Genomic DNA, 24,430 nt, shown 5'->3' with positions numbered 1-24,430 from the left:
AGGAGTAACTAATGGACAATCAATTCGTAAAATTTATTATAGTTGGTGTTATAAATACAATCTTTGGCTACTCTGTTTTCTCGTTGTTTATTTTTGTAGGATTGCATTATACATTAGCATCTTTATTGTCTACCCTTGTTGGAATTCTTTTTAACTTTAAAACTACAGGACGAATTGTATTTAAAAGTAGTGATAATTCTTTGATAATTAAGTTTTTCATAACATATGGAGTAACATATTTATTAAATTTAGCATTATTAACGTTTTTAAAAGAATTTGTGAGTATCTATATAGCGTACGCGATTTTGATCCTACCAATGTCTATGGTGTCATATATATTAAATAAGAGATTTGTATTCAGAGTGAAAGCTACAAATAATTAAGAAGAAATTATTTGAGTAAATGAAAAGTAGGTGGAGTTATGAAAGGTATTATCTTAGCAGGAGGCACTGGATCGCGCCTGTACCCACTAACAAAAGTCACAAATAAACATTTATTACCGGTCGGTAAATATCCAATGATTTTTCATTCTGTAAATAAGTTAATGCAAGCAGACATTAATGATATTCTAGTTGTCACCGGTAAAGAACACATGGGCGACGTTGTAAACCTTCTAGGAAGTGGGCGTGACATGGGCGTTACATTTACTTATAAAGTACAAGATGAAGCCGGTGGGATTGCACAAGCCCTTGATCTAGCGGAACAATTCGTCGGCGATGATCAAATGGTTGTTATTCTCGGAGACAACGTCTTCGAAGATGACATCTCTGGATATGTTGCAAACTTCCGTGAGCAACAAACAGGCGCGAAAATTCTTCTTCAACAAGTACATGATCCACAACGTTACGGGGTGGCTGAACTTAACGGAGACAACATTGTTTCCATCGAAGAAAAGCCGAGAGCACCAAAGAGTAACTACGCAGTGACAGGAATTTATATGTTTGACAGTACTGTGTTCGATATCGTAAAAACACTAAAACCATCTGGTCGCGGTGAATTGGAAATTACGGATGTAAATAATGCCTACATCGCACGTGGCGAGCTTACTTATGATGTCCTTCAAGGCTGGTGGACAGATGCTGGTACGCATGTCTCTTGGGCTAAAGCAAATGAGCTTGCGCAGAACATCACCTTTTCCGAAGAGTTTGGAAAATTGAAATTGTAGAGGTGTAAGTTCATGAACATAATCGATACAAAACTACAAGGCGTTCGAATCATTGAACCCGCGGTCCATGGGGACCATCGCGGGTTTTTTATGGAAAGCTACAACAGTGCGAAGTTCCGTGAATATAATATGGATTATTTGTTCGTCCAAGACAATCATTCACTATCTGTGGAGAAGGGTGTTCTTCGCGGGTTGCACTACCAACTGAATCCTAAAGCACAGACGAAGCTTGTCCGTGTCGCTGCTGGTGCAATCTATGATGTGGTTGTAGATATTCGTCGTAACTCGCCAACTTTCGGCCAGTGGGTGGGTGTACATTTAAGTGCTGAGAATAAGCGTCAGCTACTTGTGCCGCAGGGCTTCGCTCACGGTTTCTGTACCACAGAAGCCAACACGGAGGTACTCTACAAAGTAGACGCACTTTACTCCCCTGAGCATGATCGAGGTATTTTGTGGAATGACCCTGCGTTAGGCATCGATTGGCCGGTAGAACAGCCGATCTTATCTGATAAAGATACGAAGCATCCCGTTCTGCGTGATGCGGACATCAACTTTGATTGAGGAGGAGCCGTGTTGAAACTTTTAGTTACCGGCGGGGCCGGATTTATCGGAAGTAACTTTGTGATCTATATGGTGAATAAATATCCTGAGTACCAGATCATTAACCTCGATGCACTTACGTATGCGGGGAATCTTGAGAACTTAACAAGTGTTCAGGATAAACCGAATTACACTTTTATTAAAGGTGATATCGCTGATGCAGTCAAAGTAGAAGAGATCTTCCAGCAGCATCAAATCGATGTTGTGGTTAACTTTGCAGCGGAGTCGCATGTGGATCGCAGTATTTTGGACCCAGGCATTTTTGTGCAGACAAATGTCATGGGAACGCAAGTATTGCTCGATGCAGCTCGGAAATATAATGTGAACAAATATGTTCAAATCTCTACGGACGAAGTCTACGGAACACTGGGGGATACCGGTCTGTTCTCGGAGACGACTCCTCTTGCGCCCAACAGCCCATATTCGGCAAGTAAGACGGGTGGGGACTTGCTGGTGCGTGCATATCACGAGACTTACGGCATGAATGTGAATATCACTCGTTGTTCGAATAACTATGGGCCATATCACTTCCCTGAGAAACTAATCCCATTAATGATCTCGAATGCACTGAATGATAAGCAACTCCCAGTCTATGGGGACGGTTTGAATGTTCGTGATTGGCTATATGTCGAGGATCACTGTAGCGCCATTGATCTCGTGATTCATAAAGGCGTCAGCGGCGAGGTATACAACGTTGGCGGGAATAACGAACGTACGAATATTCAGATTGTAGAGACCATTCTTGAGGCTCTTGGTAAACCGAAATCACTGATTACTTACGTAGCTGATCGACTTGGCCATGACCGCCGTTACGCGATTGACGCGACGAAGATCCGCGCCAAACTAGGCTGGCAACCGCAGTATCCTTTCGAAAAGGGAATTCAGAAGACCATTCAATGGTATCTAGACAATAAAGGATGGTGGACTCGGATTCAATCAGGTGCCTACCAAGAATACTATGCCAAGCAATACGGTGAACGCTTAGGTGAGTAAGATGAAAATACTTGTCACAGGTGCAAATGGACAATTGGGGCAGGATGTCGTTCTGGTCGGTCAGCAAAAGGGTCACCAGATGCTAGGATATACACGACAGGAACTCGATATTACGAACCAAGCTCAGTGTGAATCTGTCATACTTCGAGAGAAACCCGATGCTATCATTCATTGTGCAGCTTATACGGCGGTTGATGCAGCAGAGACGGATGAGGATGGAGCATATCTTGTGAATGCTGTAGGTACACGGAACGTGAGCGTCGCGGCGGAGAAGGTCGGAGCAAAAGTCTGCTATATTAGCACGGACTATGTTTTTGATGGTCAATCATCGGATGCCTATCGTGAATACGATAATACGAACCCTCAGACGGTGTATGGTAAATCCAAACGTGCAGGGGAGCAACTTACGCAGGGTTTATCTTCGCGCTTCTTTATTGTTCGTACCTCATGGGTTTATGGGGCGCATGGCAACAACTTTGTTAAGACGATGTTGAAGCTAGGTGCAGAAAAGCCTTCTTTACAAGTCGTTCATGATCAGGTAGGATCACCGACATATACTGTCGATTTAGCAAAATTCCTTCTAGATCTTGTAGCGACTGAAAAATATGGCATATATCATGCTTCGAATTCAGGGTCTTGTTCATGGTTTGAGTTTGCACAGGCGATTTTTGAGGAAGCAGGTTTATCGCCAGAGTTATTGCCTTGTACGACGGAGCAGTTCCCGCGTCCGGCACCGAGACCGAAAAACTCCGTGATGGCGCATCTATCGATCCGCACGAACGGGTTGCAGGATTTGCGACCTTGGCGAGAGGCACTGAGAGAATACATTGATAATCGTTAGTTAAATAAGACTAGAATCGACATTTTCACTTAGCCCTAAAGTCTAAACTTTAACAAGACTTTAGCTGGTTAACCCTGTTAATTCCGAACTCTAGTCTTTTTCTATGCTATAATAAGTCTATCAACGCTCGAGATGGAGATTATTCATGGACTTAAGCATTATTATCCTTAACTACAATACACGACAATTAACGCTAGATTGCCTGCAATCAGTTTATGCTTCGACAACGTCTTATCGCTACGAAGTGATATTGATCGACAATAACTCGTCCGATGATTCGGTCGAGCATTTTCAGCGACAGTATCCAGCAACACAACTTATCGCGAATGAAGAGAACGTCGGCTTCTCCCGAGCCAACAATCAAGGCATGCGCATCGCCAAAGGCCGATATATATTACTACTCAACTCCGACACGATCGTCGAGCTAGATACGTTCGAGATGATGCTTCAGTTTATGGATAGTCACCCGGATGTCGGTGCCTCTGGCTGCAAGGTGATCCTACCTGACGGTTCACTGGATAAGGCTTGTCGGCGCGGCTTTCCTACGCCTTCTGCGTCGTTCTACTACGCATTTGGATTCTCGAAGATGTTTCCGGATAACCCGCGTTTCAATCAATACCAACTCGGCTATCTCAGTCCCGATGAATCCTATCCGATCGACTGTCTCGTCGGTGCTTTTATGCTCGTACGTAGAGAAGCGATGGACCAAGTAGGGATGCTGGATGAAGAGTTTTTTATGTACGGGGAAGACATCGATTGGTGTTACCGGATCAAGCAAGCGGGTTGGCAGAACTATTATTACCCCGAGACCTTCATTACGCATTACAAGGGAGCAAGCAGCCGTCGCAAACCGTACAAGATCATTTATGAGTTTCACCGCGCTATGTATTTATTCCATCGCAAACACTATCGCCAGCATTATTCGTTCCTAACGAATGGATTAGTCTATGCGGGAATACTGGTGAAATTTTCGACATCACTCATTAAGAATAAAATGTTACGATAGTTTCAACAGCAATACTATGAAATCATTGAGGTGACAGCATGCTGCGTAAGAACCAGCGATTTCTAACGCAACTTTATATACTAGCCGACTTTGTAGTGATCCAGGTTATCTTTTTATTCGCCTATTGGATGAAGTTTCAGAGCGGCTTCATGGAGCACGAATCTCCGCTCCCACTGGTCGAATACTCCAAATGGAGCCTGATTTACGGCGGTATCGCCGTCGCCATTGGCATGATGAGCAGCTTCTACTCACCGAAACGGAAGAAGCGATTCGTCGACGACTTCTGGCGTGTTATCCAGGTACACTTGATCAGCTTGTTTGTACTCTTAAGCTTACTGTTCTATTTCAAGGCCGTACATATCTCACGCGAATACCTCGCGATTTATATGATCGGCAACGTGATCGTGATCCTTACCTATCGTTTTGCGGTCAAAAAAGGACTTCGCCATTTCCGTGAGAAAGGATTCAATAAGCAGTTCGTGCTTATTCTAGGTGCAGGTACACTCGGCAAGCGATTCTACAGAAACTTGAAGCAGCACCCCGAAATGGGGTACGAAGTCCTCGGCTTCTTGGACGACCAAGGTGATGAGATCGATGAGCAATTCGCTATCAAATACAAGCCAGTTCTCGGGAGCATCGACGATCTGGAGCAGATCATTGAGCAGCGGCTCGTCGACGAGGTCATTATCGCGCTTCCACTCGAGGCGCATCATCGGTTCCCGCATATTATCAATACATGCGAGAAGGCAGGCGTCCGAACGCTGATCATCCCGGATTTCTTCGACTACTTGCCGGCGCGGCCAACGTTCGATAATTTCGCGGGTATGCCGCTCATCAATGTGCGAGATATCCCGCTCGATCTCATGAGCAACCGTATCTTGAAGCGCGCTTTCGACATTGCCTTTGCACTTTTCGCGATCATCCTTACATCGCCAGTCTTAATACTAGCGGCTATCGGCATTAAGCTTACATCACCAGGTCCGATCATCTTCAAGCAAGAACGTGTAGGCCTTAATCGCCGTAATTTCATGATGTTCAAGTTCAGATCCATGCGCGTGCAGTCGCAAGGCTCCTCCGACACCCAGTGGACGACGGAGAACGATCCGCGGAAGACCAAGTTCGGCTCATTCCTCCGCAAAACAAGTCTCGACGAGCTGCCACAATTTTTCAACGTGCTGCTCGGCCATATGAGCATCGTCGGCCCAAGACCGGAGCGACCGTTCTTCGTGGATCAGTTCAAGGAAGAGATCCCGAAATACATGGTTAAGCACCATGTTCGCCCGGGCATTACCGGATGGGCGCAGAGCAACGGCCTTCGCGGCGATACATCGATCGAAGAACGCATTCGCTATGATATCTTTTATATTGAGAATTGGTCCATTCTTTTTGACGTGAAGATCATCTGGAAGACCGTCATCAACGGATTTATCAATAAGAACGCGTATTAACGCATCCGAAACTCCCGATACTAGAGAGATCTAGTAGAGGGGGTTTTTCTATGCCGCAAAACGACGCACATGACGAAGAATATACAAATCCGGGACGCGGGTGGCTTATTGGCGGAGGACTAAGCCTGCTCCTTTGGATCATCATCATTTTTACCGTTCGGGCGCTCTTTCAATAATAAATGAGCATTTCCAAACAATTTCATACGATCATTTCGACAATATTCGGAAAATCCTATTGAAACCGTGGGACTTTTGCTTTAGTATAGCCTTATTAATAGGTGAGAGGGGAAATTCGGTTAAATGAATCAGAAGAAATCCATCTTTAATTTCAGCACGCTCGTTGTCGTTGCGATTGGGATCGGGGCAGCGTTGTATGGCTTTTTGGGATTTTTTGGATTTACGGTAGGACCGCAGACATGGGTGAAGCCCGCTGTTGCGTTTCTAACGATTTTTGGCGCGTTATTCGGTCCTATTGTTGGTTTATTGATTGGTCTAATTGGTCACATTATTACGGATTTGATTGCCGGCGGTGTTGTATGGTGGGGCTGGGCGATTGGTTCGGCGTTAATCGGACTATTTAGCGGATTTGTTTTCATGAGCAAAGACTTCAATGTTAAAGCAGGTTTATATACAAAGAAGCATATCTATCAAATTTTAATTTTTGGTGTACTGGGATGTATCGTTGGGATTGGGGAAGCGACCATTTTTGATGTATTCCTTATGGGTGAACCGGTGGATAAGATGGCTGTCCAATTCTGGGGCGCCGTTCTTGCGAATATCGCTACGGTAGCGGTTCTTGGCCTCCCGATCGTGCTTGCCATTTTGCGTGTGAATAAGAAGAGTTCGAATCTGACAATCGAGAAATAGGAGTACAGCATGATATCTTTTCAGAATTTTAGCTTCCAATATCAGAAACTGTCTGAGCCGACATTGCGCAATATCAACCTAGCGATCAAGCCAGGCGAGAAAATACTCATTGCTGGTCCGAGCGGTTCCGGCAAGTCGACATTAGCCCATTGTATCAATGGGCTGATTCCTTTTACGTACGAAGGCAAGATTGAAGGAACGTTCACGATTAACGGCAAAGAAACTAAAGGGCAGAGTATTTTCGAAATTAGTAAATCGGTCGGGACGATCCTGCAGGATCTCGATGGGCAATTCATCGGCTTGTCCGTGGGCGAAGACGTTGCTTTTTCATTCGAAAATAACGGCGTGCCGCGCGCGCAGATGATCCAGGAAGTAGAGCGTGCGCTCAAGACCGTGAACATGCTGTCGTTCATCGACCAGAGCCCGCATGATCTCTCCGGAGGTCAGAAGCAGCGTGTCTCCCTCGCAGGCATTCTATCGACGCAAGCCGATATCCTGCTCTTCGACGAGCCGCTTGCGAATCTCGACCCCGCCAGCGGCAAACAAGCGATGAAAATGATCGACGACATCCATCGTCAGACGAACAAGACCGTCATTATTATAGAGCATCGGATTGAAGATGTGCTGGAGCAGCCGATCGACCGGATCGTGGTTATGAGCGAAGGCGAAATCCGCGCGATCGGAACGCCGGACGAGATTTTAGCCTCTGACGTACTGCGCAAGCATGGATTGCGTGAGCCTTTATATATCGAAGCGTTAAAATACGCCGGTTGTGAGCTGTCTGCAGCGGACGAGTTAACGCAGGTGAACCATGAGCATATTGCGAAATTTGAGCCTGCCCTCAAGGCATGGTATGCCACAGCTGCAGAGCCATCAACGCCACCAGCGCGTGAGCTGCTGCTCGACGTCCAGAACGTGCGGTTCGCCTACGACAGCAGACAAGAAGTCATTCGCGGCGTATCTTTCCAAGTGCACGAGGGAGAAGTTGTTGCGCTGCTCGGGAACAACGGAGCGGGTAAATCGACGTTAAGCCATCTGATCATGGGGATCGTACGGCAGACCTCGGGCGACATTCGATTGAACGGGCAGGAGATGCGGAACTGGAGCATTCGCCAACGTGGCGAGCAGATCGGTTATGTCATGCAGAATCCCAACCAGATGATCACCCAGCATATGATCTGGGATGAAGTGGCGCTTGGATTGACGGTTCGCGGCGTCGCCAAAGAGATCGTTGATCAGAAAGTCGAGCAGGTCCTGCGGATTTGCGGACTCTATCCATATCGTAACTGGCCAATCTCTGCATTGAGTTATGGTCAGAAGAAACGGGTGACGATTGCGGCCGTGCTTGCGATGGAACCGAAGCTGATCATCCTGGACGAGCCGACGGCAGGCCAAGACTACAAGCATTACACCGAATTTATGGAGTTTATCGCCGATCTGGCGCGTACGGGGCTATCGTTTATTTTTATTACGCATGATATGCATTTGGCATTGGAATATACGGACCGTGCGGTCGTCCTCTCCGGAGGCGAAGTCATCGCAAGCGACCGCGTGGCGAGCGTGCTCACGAACACCGAGGTCATTGAACGGGCGAATCTGAAAGAGACGTCGCTCTCGCTGCTGGCGCGCTCCATGGGATTGCCGTCCGCCGAAGGATTCGTGCAGCATTTTATCAATTATGAAAAAAAGGTGAAGCATCATGAGTAAGATGGGGACATTATATGCACCCGGCAATTCGGTCTTCCATCGGATGGACGGCAGTATTAAGATGCTGCTCTTCGCGGCATGGACGATTGCAACGTTTATGTTTCTGGATTTGCGGGTATTTATCGTAATGCTCCTTGTCGGGACGGTTCTATTGTTATCCGCGAAAATTCCTTTTCGGCAGATTCGCGTTATTTTCTGGGTGATGATCGTCTTCAACGTCTTCAACACCGCCTTTATCTTGCTGATCACGCCGGTATATGGCACGGAATTGACGGGGACGAACACCCCGGTTCTGAACATTGGCTATAATACAATCAATCTGGAGACGATCTTCTACGTACTGACGTTAACGGCCAAATATTTAACACTGCTGCCTATAAGCTTGTTATTTATTTTCACGACGCATCCTAGTCGCTTCGCGAGCAGCTTGAGCCGGATCGGCATTCCGTACAAAATCGCCTATGCCGTGAATATCGCCTTTCGCTATATTCCAGACATTCAAGCGGAGTTCCGCAGCATTACGAACTCGATGCAGATGCGCGGTCTCGGATTCCGCAAAGGCGATGCGCCATTCCTTCAGCGCGTGAAGAACGTGACGAGCATCGCTTTCCCGATGTTGTACTCCTCCTTGCAGCGTATCGAAGTGGTGACGAATGCGATGGAGCTTCGCGGCTTCGGCAAGCATAAGAAACGCACATGGTACGCCATGGAGCAGCTTCGTGCAATCGATTATACCGTGGGCATGTTAAGTGTCTTGCTGATCGTGGGGTCGATCGTACTGAAGGTCGCGGTATTGAAAGGTTTTTGGTATCCACTATAGGGCATCTTTCATACGTAATTTCCTGAAAAATAGACCGTAACCTTCCGAAGGTAAACGGTCTATTTCTTTGTTCCCTGTTAGCACTGGGATATGTTATACTTTAGAGAACATACATTCGTGAATAATCATGTAATCATCCCCAGCAAATTGACACCACCCCCTATGTACTTTAGACTTATTCTGTTAGACTATTATTCATTTCATTCGATGGAGGAACTCCCGTGGAACAACGAGTCATGCCGTGGAGGCACATGTTTAAATTGGATCCGGATCGTAGCATTAGCGATGAGGCGCTGGACAAGATCTGCATGTCTGGAACAGACGCGATTCTGGTAGGTGGTTCGTCCGGTGTAACGTTCGACAATACGGTAGAATTACTCTCGCGAATCCGACAATACGAAGTGCCATGCGTACTCGAAGTGTCCGATCCGGATGCGGCGGTACCTGGGTTCGACCATTATTTGATCCCGATGGTGTTGAATACGAACAACCCCGATTGGTTGATCGGGCACCAGCAGCGCGCAGTACGAGAGTTCGGCAGTATGCTGCCTTGGGAGATTGTTTTTGCGGAAGGCTATATTATACTGAATGGCGAAGCCACGGCAGCGAAGGTCTCCGAGGCGAATGCGAATCTAGCAGCATCTGATGTTATTGCTTACGCGCAAGTGGCGGATCGGCTGATGCGTCTGCCTTTTATTTATATCGAATACAGCGGTATGTTCGGCGATATGGATCTCGTTCGACATGTTCGTCAGCAGCTTCACCAAGCGCAGCTGATCTATGGCGGCGGTATTACGAACCTGGAGCAGGCCCGCGATGCAGCGGCATCTGCCGATACGATTGTTGTAGGCAATATTTTATATGATCAATTAGAACAAGCCCTCCTTACCGTTCAAGCGGTAAGAGCGGTATAGGAATAGAATGTGAAGGAAGGAGCATGTCCCCCTATGCATGAATCCATGAATATATATGATGCGGTTGCCCGGCTTAACCCGGAGCAGCGCAAGGCCGTTGAAGCCACCGAAGGTCCACTCCTCATTATGGCCGGCGCAGGGAGTGGTAAGACCCGCGTGTTGACGCACCGGATCGCCTATTTAATTGCGACGCGCAAGGCGCCGCCGTGGGCTATTCTAGCAATTACGTTTACGAACAAGGCAGCCCGGGAGATGCAGGAGCGGGTATCGAAGCTCGTAGGTCCCGATGGACGCGATATTTGGGTATCGACGTTCCACTCGATGTGCGTGCGTATTTTGCGCAAAGACATTGAACGTATCGGTTTCACCTCGAACTTCTCTATCCTTGATTCGACAGACCAACTTTCGGTTATCCGCAATTGTATGAAGGAATTGAATGTCGATACGAAGAAATTCGAACCGAAGGCCGTCCAAGCGATGATCAGTACCGCGAAGAACGAATTGATTACACCGCAGCAGTACGAGCAGAAGATTGGGGATTATTTCGAAGGCATCGTGGCCAAAGTATACACCATGTATCAGAAAAGACTTCGCACGAACAATGCGCTCGACTTCGATGATCTGATCATGACGACCATTCAATTGTTCAAAGAAGTGCCTGAAGTGCTCGATTTCTATCAGAAGAAATTCAAATATATTCATGTCGATGAGTATCAAGATACGAACCGTGCGCAATATATGCTCTGTAAAATGTTCGCGGATGCGCATCATAATATTTGTGTCGTAGGGGATAGCGATCAGTCGATCTATCGTTGGCGTGGGGCGGATATTACGAATATCCTGAACTTTGAAGAAGATTATCCGAATGCACAATCGATTCTTCTCGAGCAGAATTACCGCTCTACAGCGAATATTCTGAACGCGGCGAACGAAGTGATCGGCAACAATACCGGCCGTAAGCCGAAGAAGCTCTGGACGAGCCAAGGCGAAGGCGCGAAGATTACGCATTACAATGCGGATTCAGAGCATGACGAAGGATATTTTATTACGCGTGAAATTAAGAAAAACTATGATCAAGGCAAGCAATACCAGAACCATGCGATTCTCTATCGGACGAATGCCCAATCCCGGGTGATCGAGGAAATTCTGATCAAATCCGACATTCCCTATCAGATCGTCGGCGGTACGAAGTTCTATGATCGTAAAGAGATTAAGGACATTCTCGCGTACCTCAGACTCATCTCGAACCCAAGCGATGATATCAGCTTGAATCGGATTATCAATGTGCCAAAGCGTGGGATTGGCGATACGACGCTGGCGAAGCTTGATGTAGCGGCGGCATCTAAGGATCTGTCCATCTACGATACCATTGAAAATATGGATGATGTGGACATCGCGGTACGCACCAAAGGAACCTTACGGGATTTCCGCACGATGATCGAGCAGTTGAACCGGATGCAAGAGTTCCTTTCGGTGACCGAATTAACGGAGAAAGTACTGGAGATGACCGAGTACAAGCTGGAACTGCAGCGGGAGAACACATTAGAATCCCGGGCACGTATGGAGAATATCGACGAGTTCCTGTCTGTCACGCAAGAATTCGAGAAGAATAATGATGATAAGTCCCTTGTGGCCTTCCTGACTGACTTAGCGTTGATCGCCGATATTGATTCACTCGGTGATGATGAAGAGGAAGAAGTGAAGGATGCCGTTGTTCTGATGACGATGCATAGCGCGAAGGGCTTGGAGTTCCCGACCGTCTTTATTATCGGGCTTGAGGAAGGCGTCTTCCCGCATAGCCGTGCATTCAATGATAACGAGGAGCTCGAAGAGGAGCGCAGACTGGCTTACGTAGGAATTACACGGGCGGAGAAGCAACTTTTCTTGACCAGCGCACGGATGCGTACCTTGTTCGGTCGGACGACGAGCAATGCGCCGTCCAGATTTCTCAATGAAATTCCGGACGAACTTAAAGAATCGAATGCATCCTCGATGTCGAGGGATCGGTTCGGACGGGACGTATCCACCTTTGGAACAGGACTTGGCAGCCGGGGTGGCAGCGGGTTCGGTAATCGATCCGGCGGAGGGTTAGGCGGTAACGGAACGAGTGCAGGCGGATTTGGTCAGCGCAGCGGCGGGGTTACAAGTACAAGCGGCCGCGTAACTGTAACTTCCTCCATGGACGCAGCGAAGGCGACAGCAAGTGCTGCATCAACCGGGACAGGTGGAGCGCAGAACTTCCAGACGGGTGATAAAGTCGCACATGGCAAATGGGGTACAGGGGTCATCGTGGCGATCAAAGGAACAGGTAATGATATGGAGCTGCAGATCGCGTTCCCGGCACCGGTCGGCGTGAAGCGTCTGCTTGCAGGATTTGCTCCTATAACGAAAGTATAAATAAGATAAGTTGGCGTAAGAATGGAGGAAGTCAGCGGCCTGAGAGCGAAGAGGAATGCTCGAACGGTAGGAGCGTAGCGTCCGCCTTTGTGATTGGATTTCATCTTCGAACCCATTATCATTCAAGAAATCCAAGAACAACAGCGGCCGGGAGTCGAGCATTTCTCGCAGCGGCATACAGCGCATACGGTGATCTTATGCCAACCCATAACAAGAAAGGTGGAAGATGCGAGCGTGGCGGATCGTACAGGGATGAATGAAGTTCAAGGGAGTACAGGAGCACTCAGTCAGGAGACGGCAGCGCAGATGAAGGCATGGATCACACAGCTCAGCCGATACAACTATGAGTACTATACGTTAGACCAGCCTACCGTGAGCGACAAGGAATACGATGCGTTGTATGATCAACTTGTTGCGATGGAGCGGGAGACAGGCGTAATCCTCCCTGAATCCCCAACACAACGCGTAGGCGGAGAGCTGCTCAAAGGGTTCTCCGAGCATCGCCATCTGGCAAGGCTTTGGAGTCTCGACAAAGCGCAGAACGTCGAAGACGTTCGCACGTGGAACACACGTGTCATGAAGCTTGTCAACGACTACAATACGAAAAACCCAGACAGTCCGCTGCCGGATCCATCGTATGTACTGGAGCTGAAGTTTGACGGGTTGACACTCAACCTGACTTATACGGACGGGAAGCTCGTGCAAGCTTCGACACGTGGGAATGGAGAAGTCGGCGAGGGCATACTGGCGCAAGTGAAGACGATTCGCTCCGTGCCGCTCACGATTCCTTATCGCGAAGGCACGATTGAAGTGCAGGGCGAAGGGATCATGAATTTGTCCGTACTCCACAAGTACAACGAGACGGCGGCAGAACCGCTCAAGAATGCACGTAATGCAGCAGCAGGAGCACTACGGAACTTGAATCCGAAGATCACAGCGGAACGCAAGCTGAATGCCTTCTTCTATAACGTAGGTTATTCTGATGCGATCCAGTTCGGCAATCATCAGGAGATGGTTGGCTTCTTGCATGAGAATCATTTCAAGGTTAATCCATATGTAACCTATTTCGATACGATCGAGGGGACCATCGAGGAGCTCGCTAACATTGTTGCGCAGCGCGATCAGCTGGATTATCTGATTGATGGGGCGGTCATTAAGCTGACAGACATGCGCACGCGAGAGGTGCTGGGGTACACAGACAAATTCCCTCGCTGGGCAGTGGCCTTCAAGTTCGAAGCGGAAGAGACGACGACCGTGCTCGAGTCCGTATCTTGGGAAGTTGGCCGTACAGGGAAAATAACGCCAGTCGCCCGTGTTGAGGCGGTCGAATTGGCGGGGGTGACGGTACAGAACTGCACGCTGAACAATATCGGCGATATAGAGCGCAAAAATCTTAAATTCGCACTCGGCTCACGTGTCTTTATCCGTCGTTCGAACGATGTGATTCCGGAGATTCTGGGTAAAGCAACAGAAGAGAACGACGGCGAAGAGATCGTCTATCCGACGATTTGTCCTGCATGCGGTTCGGAACTCGAGCAGCGCGGCGCGCACCTATTCTGTAACAATCGACTTGGCTGCAAGCCGCAGCTGATCGGACGGATTACGCACTTTGCATCACGCGATGCGATGGATGTTGAAGCGTTCAGCGTCATGACAGCGGAACAGCTCTATGATGAAGTTGGCGTTCGTGACCCGGCGGATCTATACAGCCTAACGTTCGATCAATTGATCGGATTGGATCGCTTCGGCGAGAAGAAAGCCAATAAGCTGCTCGAGGCGTTAGAGAAGAGCAAACAATGCGACTTATCATCCTTCTTATTCGCTCTTGGCATTCCGAATACCGGGAAGACGACAACCAAAGCGCTAGCCGATCACTTCGGCAGCTTGGATAAGCTGATGGCGACAACGGCGGAAGAGTTGATTACAATTCCAGACGTTGGCGCGATTGTTGCGGACAGCATCGTATCCTTCTTCGCGGATCCGCGTATGCAAGAGAGCATTCGCAAGATGCTTGAGCTCGGGGTATCCCCGGCAGCAGCGCCGACGGCATCGGAGCCGAAGCGGGAGACGGTATTCACTGGTAAGACAGTTGTACTTACTGGCACGCTTCCTAACTTGAGCCGCGACGAAGCAGGGAAGAAGCTCGAGGCTGTTGGCGCCAAAGTAACCGGCAGCGTCTCGAAGAAGACGGACTTCGTCATTGCCGGCGAGAGCGCGGGTAGTAAGCTAACGAAGGCACAGCAGCTCGGCATTCGTATCATCGATAGTGAAGAAGAATTACTGCAATTGTTGGGTGAATAGATCACTCGCATGACCGAAAAGCCCACGAGCCTTTCCACAGCATAGACATTCTATGCTTGGATCGGCCCGTGGGCTTTTATTTAATCGATCTTTCGTAACACCAATGCGCCATAGACAGCGAGCGAGAACTTCATATTCTTGCCTGTCGACGTGTATCGTTCCCCAGTCACTTCATCCTGCCATTCACCGGCTGGAAGCGCGAGTGTCATGGTACGCGCACGTTTGCCTACACTCATGAGGATCGCGAATGTCGCATCTGCATCCCGGCGCTCATACGCAATGCGCGAGTCGCCTTCTTTGGCATAGAGGAAGCGGAATTCCCCACTGCGAAGTGCACTGTATTGATGACGGAGTGCAATTGTACGCTGGTAGAATCCGAGCAAGTCCATATCGTATTCGGCCTCATCCCAAGGCATGCATTTGCGGCAGTCCGGATCATGCGTACCTGTTAAACCAATCTCATCCCCATAATAGATACATGGCGTACCGAGGAACGTGAATTGGAAGAGGGCCGCGAGCTTCATTTTCCGGATATCGCCCTTACATAAAGTCAATAAACGTTCTGTATCGTGGCTGTCGAGCAAGTTGAATGTCACTTCATTCGCCTGATGAGGGTAACGGAACAGTTGCCCGTACATTTTGCCGGCGAACTGTGCGCCATCCGTGCTTTCGTTCACGAAGAAGTCGAGGACTGCGCCTGTAAACGGGTAGTTCATCAGCGCATCGAATTGATCACCTTGCAGCCACATCATCCCTTCGTGGAACAATTCTCCTAAGATATACGCTTCCGGATTGACGCTCTTCACGACCTTACGGAACTCTCGCCAGAAGGCATGGTCCACCTCATTGGCTACATCCAAGCGCCATCCATCAATCCCAACTTCTTCGATCCAATACTTAGCGACATCGAGCAGATACTTCTTCACTTCCGGATGCTCGGTATTGAGTTTCGGCATCTTCGGTTCAAATGCGAATGTCTCATACGTTGGTACACCGTTCACGACTGTTAATGGATATTCTCGTACGTAGAACCAGTCTGCATAAGGGGAATCTGCACCTTTTTCCACCACATCCAGGAATGGAGCGAATGTGCGTCCGCTGTGGTTAAAGACCGCATCGAGCAAGACTCGAATACCACGCGTATGGCAGTGCTTCACGAGCTCTTTCAATGTCTCATTCGTGCCGAAATGAGGGTCGACTTTCATGTAATCTTGCGTATCGTACTTATGGTTCGTTGTTGCCTCGAAGACCGGCGTGAAGTAAATCGCATTGATGCCGAGCTTCTGAATGTAATCCAGATGATCGATGACGCCTTGCAGATCACCGCCGAAGAAGTTGCTTGGTGTCGGCTTGCCGCCCCACGGCTCTACACCCTCTGGATCATTGGAAGGGTCGCCGTTCGCGAACCGTTCTGGGAAGATTTGATAGAAGACGGCATCCTTCACCCAAGCTGGAGGTGTGAATACATCGACGGGATTAAGGAATGGGAATTCGAAATTCCCAAGATGCCCAGTAGGGGCTTGTTCGCCAAGAAGGCGTTCGGTCAACCAGATCGTTTCTTTGCCTTGATGCAGTTTGAAGCCGTAGCTAAGACGACGATACGTCGGCTGCACTTCAACCTGCCAATAGTCGAACAACTCATCATGACCGACAATGCGCATATCCTTCGTCATCATTTGATCCCAAGGCAAATATTTATCGCCATAGACGACTTCGGCGCGGTCTACATCATTACGTTTGGTGCGGATACGCAAATGAATCGTTTTATGATCATAGGCGTATGCCCAGTTTTGCTTGGGCCGGTGGTAAATCGCTTCTAGCAACATCATTCATCAAGCTCCTTCATCTCATTAAATTTAGTATATAACGCAAATAAGCTGTCGCGCCGACTTCAGTCAGCGCGAAGCTTACAACACGAACACAATTATTTAAGAATGACTGTGCTATAAGGCGGCAATTCAAGCGACTTTCCGTTCAATACAGCACTATCTTTGCTCTGTAGAGCTAACGTCTTGTAGGCATCATCCGGCAATACGACCTTTTGAGTCTCTTTGGAGAGATTGTGAACGACAAGCGCCTTTGTCGCTTTCGTCACGCGTTGATAAGCGAGAACACTGGCATTGTCGAACTTGTAGGAAGCGATACCGCCGTCATGCAACGCAGGTTCGTCATTCCGCCATTGAATCAGCTTCTTATAATGATTGTACAACGACTCGTTGTCCTTCTCTTGCTCAGTAACGCCTTGTTTTGCGTCTTTATTATAGACAAGAGACTCCCAAGTGGTCTGTTCCTTTACACTACCCGAAGTCGCTGCAGACCAGATCATAGGCTCTCGGATTTGCTCATCTGGCTTCATCCCGAGCATACCGATTTCCTCACCGTAATAGAGGAATGGGTTACCCGGTAGCGTGAGCAGAATGGAAGCGGCCATTTTGGCATGATCCGTATTGCCCTTCACTTCAGACATCGTTCGATTCATGTCGTGATTCGTTAAGAAGGGAGCATCGACGAACTTCCCATCTGAATTTTTGGCATAATAGCTGTAGATTCGCTCCAGGTTAAAAGCAATATCCGTCGCTTTCTCCGAACTAACCGTCGATAGAATCGTCTTCGACAGATCGAAGTTGAAGCAAGAGTCTAAGGCTTGCGCTAGGAAAGGACCAATCTTCGCTGTGGAATCCCATACCTCACCGACGAGGTATGCATCGGGGTGGATCTCCTCGATCCCTTTGCGGAATTCTTGCCACCATGCTTGGTTCTTCTCTTTCGTCGCAGGGAGATTTCCTTGCGATTTGAAATCCTCATAGATGTGCTTCGCGGCATCGAGACGGAAGCCGTCGACGCCTTGCTTCAGCCAGAATTGGCCTACCTTGATCATCTCTTTGCGGACGTCTGGGTTGTCGAAATTAAGATCCGGCATCCCTTCCCAGAAGATCCCGAGATATTGGTCATCCCCGGATTTGTGCCATGGCTGGGCGCCGGTTGCTCCATCCGAGGGGAGGCTCTCACCAGGCTTCGCCCATGTGTACCAGTCGCGATACGGACTCTTAGCATCAGCGGCAGCGGCCTTGAACCAAGGATGCTCACTGCTCGTATGATTGACGACCAAATCCATGATCACTTTGATGTCACGTTTATGTGCTTCATCCAGCAGTTTCTTGAAATCTTCCATCGTGCCGTACTGCTTCTGTATCCCATAATAGTCGGTGACATCGTAGCCGTGATAGCTTGGGGAAGGATTGATCGGCATCAGCCAGATGCCGCCAACCCCGAGATCTTTCAGGTAGTCCAGCTTAGCCGTGACACCGTTCAAATCACCAATACCATCCCCGTCATTATCATAGAAGCTTCTTACGAAAATTTCGTAGTAGACTCTTGAAGGCTGCTCATCTACCTCAGCGTCAGTTGTCTGCACTGCCGGAGGAGTAGTCTTTTTATCCGATGCAACCTTTGTCCCCGCCTCTACAGCCTCTTTTTCCGACCCGCGATCACTGGTACATCCGGTTACAACCAGGGACATGACAAGAAATAGAGCAAGCGTACTGTGAACCCACCATTTGGACTTCACCCGATCCATCATCCTTTATTCGCTCCGGAAGTTAAGCCTTCCACGAGGAATCGTTGCGTGAATGCGAATAGAATCGTAATCGGCACGGCGACGAGCACAGCCCCAGCAGCGAAGAGGGTGAACGCAGTACTGGAGTAAGAGTCAACGAGGTTGAACAATCCTACCGCAAGCGTCCATTGATCACGGGAACGTAGAATCAATCCTGCGAAGATGAAATCCATCCAAGCTCCTGTGAACGTCATTAAGGAAATATACGTAATGATCGGTCGTGATAAAGGTAAAATAATTTTCGAGAAGACCTGGAAATGATTCGCACCGTCAATCCGTGCAGCTTCTTCTAGACTTTTCGGAATCGTATCGAAAAATCCTTTGGCAACGAACAATCCGAGCGCTGCTCCAGCAGAGTAGACGATAATAAGCGCCCAAGGCGTATCCAGCAAGTTCAATTGAACGAGGAAGACGTAGATCGCGATCATACTCATGAATCCAGGGAACATCCCGAGGACGAGTACGGTGGAGAGCAATGTTTTGCGCCCCTTGAACCGGAAGCGTGATACAGCATAAGCCGTTAAGAGCTGGATCATAGTTCCGATGATCATACTCATCGTCGCGATTTTGAGCGTGTTCCAATACCATTTCACATAAGGGACTTGCTTGCCAGCGATATTCTCAGGATGGAACAGGTCCGAATAGTGTTTAAGTGTGAATTGATTCGGGATGAACGTGTCGCTGAAGAGCGAGTCACCGACCTTGAACGAGGACATAATCGTCCAGAGCGCCGGATAGATGGAAGCAATCCCGATAAAGATCAATAAGAGATAGCTGAAAAAAAGACGTAGCGATCTTTTCGTTTTCATTGAATCATATCCTCCTCACGGTACGATTTGGATCTCGTGTAGCTGAAGATCGATACGGATGCGATGATGATGAAAATAAGAATACCGACAGCGGAAGCGACATTATACTTGTTATTCTCTAGCGTCAGCTTATAGAGCCAGGTTACGAGCAAGTCTGTTTTTCCCGCCATGTTGTAATCAATCGATGATGGACCACCTTTGGTCAACAGGAAAATGACATTAAAGTTGTTAATGTTTCCTGCGAACTGTGTGATCAGAATCGGAGCGGTTGAGAATAGCACGAAAGGCATCGTAATATTTCGGAACTTCACCCAAGGTGTAGCGCCATCTACCTCAGCTGCTTCATAGAGATCTTTTGGAATCGAAGTCAGAATGCCCATAACAAGGACCATGGTGACTGGAATCCCGATCCACATATTTACGACAATAACCGATACTTTTGCCCAGAAAGGATCACTTAGCCATGGCAGGCCATCGAGCCCAAAGAAACGGAAATATTGGTTAATCGGTCCGAATTTATCATTTAACATGTTCCGCATAACGAGCAGAGAGACGAACTGTGGAATGGCATAAGGGATAATGAACAATGTTCTCCATAATCCTTTGAACTTAATGCCTTGTTGGTTAATGAGTAGCGCAACCAGAATTCCGCCAAAATAACACGTCACTGTCGCCAATATGGCCCAGATAATTGTCCAAGTTAGTACGCCGAAGAAGGTATCGCTCCAGACGTTTAAGGTGAATAGATCTTTGAAAGTCTGCAGTCCAATCCAATCGACAAGGTTCTTCGGTGGGATATGTTCAGGTGCAGAGTAGTTGGTGAAAGCCATAAAAATCATGAACAGAATCGGCATAATCGTAAAGAACAATACACCGATAATTGGAATGGCTAGGATCAGCCAAGGGAAATTATTATTCACACCGTATCGAATGGAATCGATGAACGACTTCGTAGGCTGACCTTTCTCGCGCATGCGTCCATTCGCAACGGCATCACGAACATTCATATAGTAGATGAACAGATAGATAAGTACGACCATTATGGATAATAGGCCATAGATCATCATGAAGATCGAGTGATCTCCAGGTACGTTCTTATAGATCTTGCCGACTTTGACAAGATGTTGTCCTTGTTCCCCAAGGGTGAAGAATCCAGCAATATGTTTGCTGAGTACTGTAGTTATTAAAGTAATTCCTGTGATATGAGTGAGTAAGAACAGCGCGCCTTTCAACCACTGACGATTATAGAGCTGTCCCAATCCCATACTCAGAACAGATAACCAACCGGCTGTTCTAGCATATCGATTCAATGTGATCCATCCCTTCCATGAGCAGTGTCACCCGCCGATGAACGGCGGGTGATGAATTAGACCGATATGAGTGTATCAAGCTGAGCAATTATTTGCTGGATGCGATACTATCTTGCATTTTCTTAACCATGTCGTCTAGTGCAACTTTCGGATCTACGCCATCGTTCCAGATCGATGTAAAGGTTGCTTCATGTACGCTCCAGAAAGCATTCATTTGTTGAATCTTAGGCATTGGAACCGAGTTCTCGAACTGCTTCAAGAATACCGATGCGAATGGATCGTTTTTGATTTTATCGTTCTCAGCTGCTTTTTTGTTCGATGGAAGGTTGCCGAGCAATTCGAAATCACGAATTTGGAATTCTTCCGATGTGATCAATTGTGCGAATAATTTAGCTGCATTCGGATATTTCGTGTTTGCATTGACCAAGAATGCTTTGACGCCGGAGAATGGCTTCATTGGCTTGCCGTTTGGTAGTGTTGGGTATTCCATCACGCCAAGGTTCTTAACGGCTTCTTTAAGGGAGATCGTATCCCATGGACCGCTTACGTTCATTGCTAATTTGCCCTCGGTGAACAAGCTTTTCTTGATATCGGAAGTGATATCAGCTGTTTTTAGAGGAAGCACGGAACTTTTCAAGGATTGGAAGAACTTCATTGCTTCTACGCCGCCTTCGTTGTTCAGACCGATATCGGATGGATCGGAACCGTCTTTACCGAATACATAAGCGCCATATCCGCCGAGGAAGCCGAAGTTCCAGTAGCCGTTACCGTTTTCCCACATGTAAGCATATTTTTGTTTTTTCGGATCATTGAACGTTTTTGCGAACTTGATGACATCGTCCCATGTTTTTGGAGCTTCAGGAACTAGATCCTTGTTGTAGAACACAGCCGTTGTCTCGACCGAGTTCGGGTATCCGTATAGGATGTTGTCAATCGTAAGTGCTTCGATCGCTTTTTCGCTGTTATTTGCTTTTGTCTCTTCTTCATGATAGTCGTTCGGCAGAATAATACCGGATTGTACCGCGCTACCGATACGGTCATGAACCGCAAGGAATACGTCAGCGCCTACGCCGGCAGGGCCGTCTGTTGTCATGCGCTCGATTGATTTATCTGGACCAACTTCTTGGAACTCGACATCGATACCGTATTTTTCTTTAAATGCTTTAGCTGCTTCGTCAACGAGCGCTTTCTCTGTACCACTGCTCCATACCACCAATTTAGCACCAGGCTCTGGTAAGAATTCTTCTTCTGTTGTTGCAGCCTCTTCGGTTTGCGTGGTAGGTTGTTGCGTTTTTTCAGTTGAGGATTCTTCTTTCGATTTCCCGCCGCATGCTGCGATTGCGAGTACCATCGTCAAAGTCAACATGAGAACCAACATTTTTTTCATTGTGAGTACCCCTCCAATTGGTATGATACATATCTAGTTCTTATGAAAAGCGCTTATGTGCAAACGTTTGTACAAAATCCGAAAAAAAATAGCGATTTGATCCGTTTGTACGACGTCTGAAAACGCTTTTATTAGCCCTATCATACACAACACCTGGAATTTGGTAAACCGTTTGCACAATCATTTTCGCTTAGAAAACAGGGGGATAACTTCGGAAATCTCCATATTCCTCTGATTTACTAACTTATTTATGATCTATGATAGCGTATCAATTTGACAGGGATATGCGTTCATTCTGTTTACATGTACATCAATTTGCGCTAACATTAGGCATAGATTAATTCAAACGATTGCACAAAGTGGAGGGCATTATGGCAGTTACTATTAAAGATGTTGCCAAGAAAGCTGGCGTTTCTCCTTCAACCGTATCACGCGTCTTGTCTAATCATCCTCGGATCAGTAAAGAGACGGCGTTGAAAGTGAAAGGGATTATGAATGAGATGGGCTATCATTCAAATATTATGGCCCGTAGTCTTGTCTCGAATAAAACATATACGTTAGGCATGATTTTGCCGCGCCCTGCAGAGGAATTGTTCCAGAATCATTTCTTTGCAGAGAACATTCGCGGGATTACAACACAGGCTTCTCGGAATGGATATGATGTATTGATGACGACGGGTTCTAGCGAGAGTGACGAAATGGAAGCGATTACACGTCTTGTAAAGGGTCGCAGGGTGGATGGGATTATTCTGCTTCAATCGCGCAAATACGATCCGATCATCGCTTTCTTACAGGAGCAGCAGTTCCCATTCGTTCTTATCGGACGATACGAAGACGATCCAACCGTGCTTTGTGTCGATAACGACAATATTCAGGCAGCATTTGACGCAACCAGTCATTTAATTGCCCAAGGGCACACTCGGATTGGGTTCGTCAGTGGGCCACCATCCTTATCGGTCTCCCAAGATCGTCTTCAAGGCTACAAACAAGCACTAATTGATCACCAATTGGACATGAAGCCGGAATGGATTGTCGAAGGGGAGTTTCTGCAGGAGAGCGGCTATCGGGCGATGTCATTTTTCATGGGCTTACCTGAACGTCCGACAGCATTAGTTGTCATTGATGATGTGGTATCCTTCGGTATTATGCGGGGGTTAACGGAATTGGGATACAACGTGCCTGAAGATTTGAATATCATCGGGTTTAATAACATTTCGCTGACTGAATTATCGACCCCACCGCTATCTAGTATTGATATTGGTATCTACCAACTCGGTTACATGGCCTCACAGTTATTAATTAAGCGGATCCAGGGGGAGACCATCTCCCAAGCGAGAACGATCGTTCCGCACCGGTTGATGATTCGCGAATCTTCTCTATATACGAAATCAAAAAGGAGTTGAACAGGATGACGACGCATTTGGAACGTAAACCTTATCTTGTTGATGCAGTGATCGGCAATTCGAAATTTCTCGCTTCGTTAACTCAGACTGGGCGTTTGGTACGCTTATGGTGGCCGAACGTCGGGTTTCCGCAACATGTGGATGTAATCCGTACCGGTATTCGAATGGAAGGTGCAGCAACGTCGTGGTTTGATAGCGCTGAGCATGAGCACGGCTGGGAGCATGAAGCAGCTTATGTACCGCGTACGAACCTGTTTCGCGTGAATGCGAAGCACAATCAATGCCCAATTGAGGTGGAAAAAGTCTCGTTTGCCGTCCCGGGTCAAGATATTCTCGTCTTCGATTACCATTTCACGAACCGAGGGGAGCAGCCGGCAACATTCCATTTTGTTCATTACTCGTCCATGACCGTCTCGGAAAGCCCTTACTACCATACGACACAATTCGATGTTGAAGCGGATTCGCTTGTTCATTTTAGGCATCGTTATTTTTTTATGGCTTCTAGTGCAAACGTGTGCACAAAATTCCAGGCGGCAAATGCTTGGGATCAGGCGAACCAGGGTACGCTTGACGGCAACCGGATTCAAATGGCGCCGGATGGGGCAATGGAGTGGACATTTTCGAATGTAGCACCTGGCGAGACGGTATCTCTTCCCGTTTATATTACAGCGGGTCATACACTGGATGAAGCGAAGCATGTCATGCGCCAAGCGAAGGACCGTCCTGTAGAAGCCTGGACGACAGAAACAACGCAATATTGGATGGAATTTCTGAAAACAGCTAAATCTTGCCCAATGGATGATCCGCGTATCATTGAACTCTATGAGCGTTCGCTGCTTGCGATGA

21 protein-coding genes (1 of these 21 only partly in view) are annotated in these 24,430 nt (G+C 47.7%); 16 read left to right on the top strand and 5 right to left on the bottom strand.

Annotated elements, in window-relative coordinates; genetic code table 11:
• Positions 1 to 11 precede the first annotated feature (11 nt).
• The 14 genes from GCU39_RS22140 to ligA all read left to right on the top strand — a co-directional run bounded on the left by GCU39_RS22140 (position 12) and on the right by ligA (position 15,059).
• The gene (locus GCU39_RS22140) at positions 12 to 383 is read left to right on the top strand and encodes a GtrA family protein (protein ID WP_152395460.1); all 372 of its coding nucleotides are present in this window, start codon (positions 12 to 14) and stop codon (positions 381 to 383) included.
• A 38-nt stretch (positions 384 to 421) separates the two neighbouring features.
• Positions 422 to 1,165, top strand: a complete 744-nt coding sequence (locus tag GCU39_RS22135) for a sugar phosphate nucleotidyltransferase (protein WP_152395459.1) — start codon at positions 422 to 424, stop codon at positions 1,163 to 1,165.
• A 12-nt stretch (positions 1,166 to 1,177) separates the two neighbouring features.
• Entirely contained in the window at positions 1,178 to 1,726 is a 549-nt protein-coding gene (rfbC, locus tag GCU39_RS22130) for a dTDP-4-dehydrorhamnose 3,5-epimerase (RefSeq protein ID WP_152395458.1), read from the top strand.
• A 12-nt stretch (positions 1,727 to 1,738) separates the two neighbouring features.
• Positions 1,739 to 2,758, top strand: a complete 1,020-nt coding sequence (rfbB, locus tag GCU39_RS22125) for a dTDP-glucose 4,6-dehydratase (protein ID WP_152395457.1) — start codon at positions 1,739 to 1,741, stop codon at positions 2,756 to 2,758.
• A 1-nt stretch (position 2,759) separates the two neighbouring features.
• Complete coding sequence (gene rfbD / locus GCU39_RS22120) at positions 2,760 to 3,599, top strand: dTDP-4-dehydrorhamnose reductase (RefSeq protein ID WP_152395456.1); 840 nt, start codon at positions 2,760 to 2,762, stop codon at positions 3,597 to 3,599.
• A 145-nt stretch (positions 3,600 to 3,744) separates the two neighbouring features.
• Complete coding sequence (locus tag GCU39_RS22115) at positions 3,745 to 4,605, top strand: glycosyltransferase family 2 protein (protein WP_152395455.1); 861 nt, start codon at positions 3,745 to 3,747, stop codon at positions 4,603 to 4,605.
• 38 nt (positions 4,606 to 4,643) lie between these two features.
• The gene (locus GCU39_RS22110; protein ID WP_152395454.1) at positions 4,644 to 6,053 is read left to right on the top strand and encodes an undecaprenyl-phosphate glucose phosphotransferase; all 1,410 of its coding nucleotides are present in this window, start codon (positions 4,644 to 4,646) and stop codon (positions 6,051 to 6,053) included.
• A 50-nt stretch (positions 6,054 to 6,103) separates the two neighbouring features.
• Entirely contained in the window at positions 6,104 to 6,229 is a 126-nt protein-coding gene (locus tag GCU39_RS32335) for a hypothetical protein (protein ID WP_265333413.1), read from the top strand.
• A gap of 142 nt (positions 6,230 to 6,371) precedes the next feature.
• Positions 6,372 to 6,920 carry an ECF-type riboflavin transporter substrate-binding protein gene (locus GCU39_RS22105; RefSeq protein WP_193727000.1) on the top strand — a complete coding sequence of 183 codons (549 nt, stop codon included), beginning with the start codon at positions 6,372 to 6,374 and terminating at the stop codon, positions 6,918 to 6,920.
• A 9-nt stretch (positions 6,921 to 6,929) separates the two neighbouring features.
• Positions 6,930 to 8,627 (top strand): ABC transporter ATP-binding protein, encoded by a 1,698-nt coding sequence (locus GCU39_RS22100; RefSeq protein WP_152395452.1) that lies wholly within the window; start codon positions 6,930 to 6,932, stop codon positions 8,625 to 8,627.
• Positions 8,620 to 9,447 (top strand): energy-coupling factor transporter transmembrane component T family protein, encoded by an 828-nt coding sequence (locus tag GCU39_RS22095; protein WP_152395451.1) that lies wholly within the window; start codon positions 8,620 to 8,622, stop codon positions 9,445 to 9,447. The genes GCU39_RS22100 and GCU39_RS22095 overlap by 8 nt, the downstream gene beginning before the upstream one ends.
• 221 nt (positions 9,448 to 9,668) lie before the next feature.
• Positions 9,669 to 10,361: a heptaprenylglyceryl phosphate synthase gene (gene pcrB / locus GCU39_RS22090; protein WP_456093958.1), complete on the top strand. Its 693-nt coding sequence runs from the start codon at positions 9,669 to 9,671 to the stop codon at positions 10,359 to 10,361.
• Between the two features lie 33 nt (positions 10,362 to 10,394).
• The gene (gene pcrA / locus GCU39_RS22085; protein WP_152395450.1) at positions 10,395 to 12,758 is read left to right on the top strand and encodes a DNA helicase PcrA; all 2,364 of its coding nucleotides are present in this window, start codon (positions 10,395 to 10,397) and stop codon (positions 12,756 to 12,758) included.
• 306 nt (positions 12,759 to 13,064) lie between these two features.
• Positions 13,065 to 15,059 carry an NAD-dependent DNA ligase LigA gene (gene ligA, locus GCU39_RS22080; RefSeq protein ID WP_407671721.1) on the top strand — a complete coding sequence of 665 codons (1,995 nt, stop codon included), beginning with the start codon at positions 13,065 to 13,067 and terminating at the stop codon, positions 15,057 to 15,059.
• Between the two features lie 80 nt (positions 15,060 to 15,139).
• Here ligA and GCU39_RS22075 read toward each other — a convergent pair whose 3' ends face one another.
• From GCU39_RS22075 to GCU39_RS22055, 5 genes are all read right to left on the bottom strand, one after another.
• Entirely contained in the window at positions 15,140 to 16,885 is a 1,746-nt protein-coding gene (locus GCU39_RS22075; RefSeq protein ID WP_152397376.1) for a glycoside hydrolase family 13 protein, read from the bottom strand.
• A 98-nt stretch (positions 16,886 to 16,983) separates the two neighbouring features.
• Complete coding sequence (locus tag GCU39_RS22070) at positions 16,984 to 18,639, bottom strand: alpha-amylase family glycosyl hydrolase (RefSeq protein WP_152395449.1); 1,656 nt, start codon at positions 18,637 to 18,639, stop codon at positions 16,984 to 16,986.
• On the bottom strand, positions 18,636 to 19,484 hold the full coding sequence (locus tag GCU39_RS22065) for a sugar ABC transporter permease (RefSeq protein WP_152395448.1): 849 nt from the start codon (positions 19,482 to 19,484) through the stop codon (positions 18,636 to 18,638). Before GCU39_RS22065 ends, GCU39_RS22070 begins: the two co-directional genes overlap by 4 nt.
• On the bottom strand, positions 19,481 to 20,794 hold the full coding sequence (locus tag GCU39_RS22060; protein WP_152395447.1) for a carbohydrate ABC transporter permease: 1,314 nt from the start codon (positions 20,792 to 20,794) through the stop codon (positions 19,481 to 19,483). Before GCU39_RS22060 ends, GCU39_RS22065 begins: the two co-directional genes overlap by 4 nt.
• 88 nt (positions 20,795 to 20,882) lie before the next feature.
• A complete protein-coding gene (locus GCU39_RS22055) occupies positions 20,883 to 22,181 on the bottom strand; it encodes a sugar ABC transporter substrate-binding protein (protein ID WP_152395446.1) in 1,299 nt (432 codons plus the stop codon).
• A gap of 371 nt (positions 22,182 to 22,552) precedes the next feature.
• Here GCU39_RS22055 and GCU39_RS22050 point away from each other — a divergent pair, with 371 nt between their 5' ends.
• Complete coding sequence (locus GCU39_RS22050) at positions 22,553 to 23,584, top strand: LacI family DNA-binding transcriptional regulator (protein ID WP_152395445.1); 1,032 nt, start codon at positions 22,553 to 22,555, stop codon at positions 23,582 to 23,584.
• A gap of 5 nt (positions 23,585 to 23,589) precedes the next feature.
• Positions 23,590 to 24,430, top strand: the 5' portion of a protein-coding gene (locus GCU39_RS22045) for a glycoside hydrolase family 15 protein (RefSeq protein WP_152395444.1). Its footprint extends 1,121 nt past the window's final position; the window shows 841 of its 1,962 coding nt (coding positions 1-841); its start codon is at positions 23,590 to 23,592; its stop codon lies off the right edge, out of view.

This window comes from Paenibacillus guangzhouensis, from assembly GCF_009363075.1.
GTDB classification, from domain to species: Bacteria; Bacillota; Bacilli; order Paenibacillales; family Paenibacillaceae; genus Paenibacillus_K; species Paenibacillus_K guangzhouensis.
The sequence above is the reverse complement of the archived record's forward strand: the minus strand, read 5'-3'. Positions and strand labels throughout refer to the sequence as shown.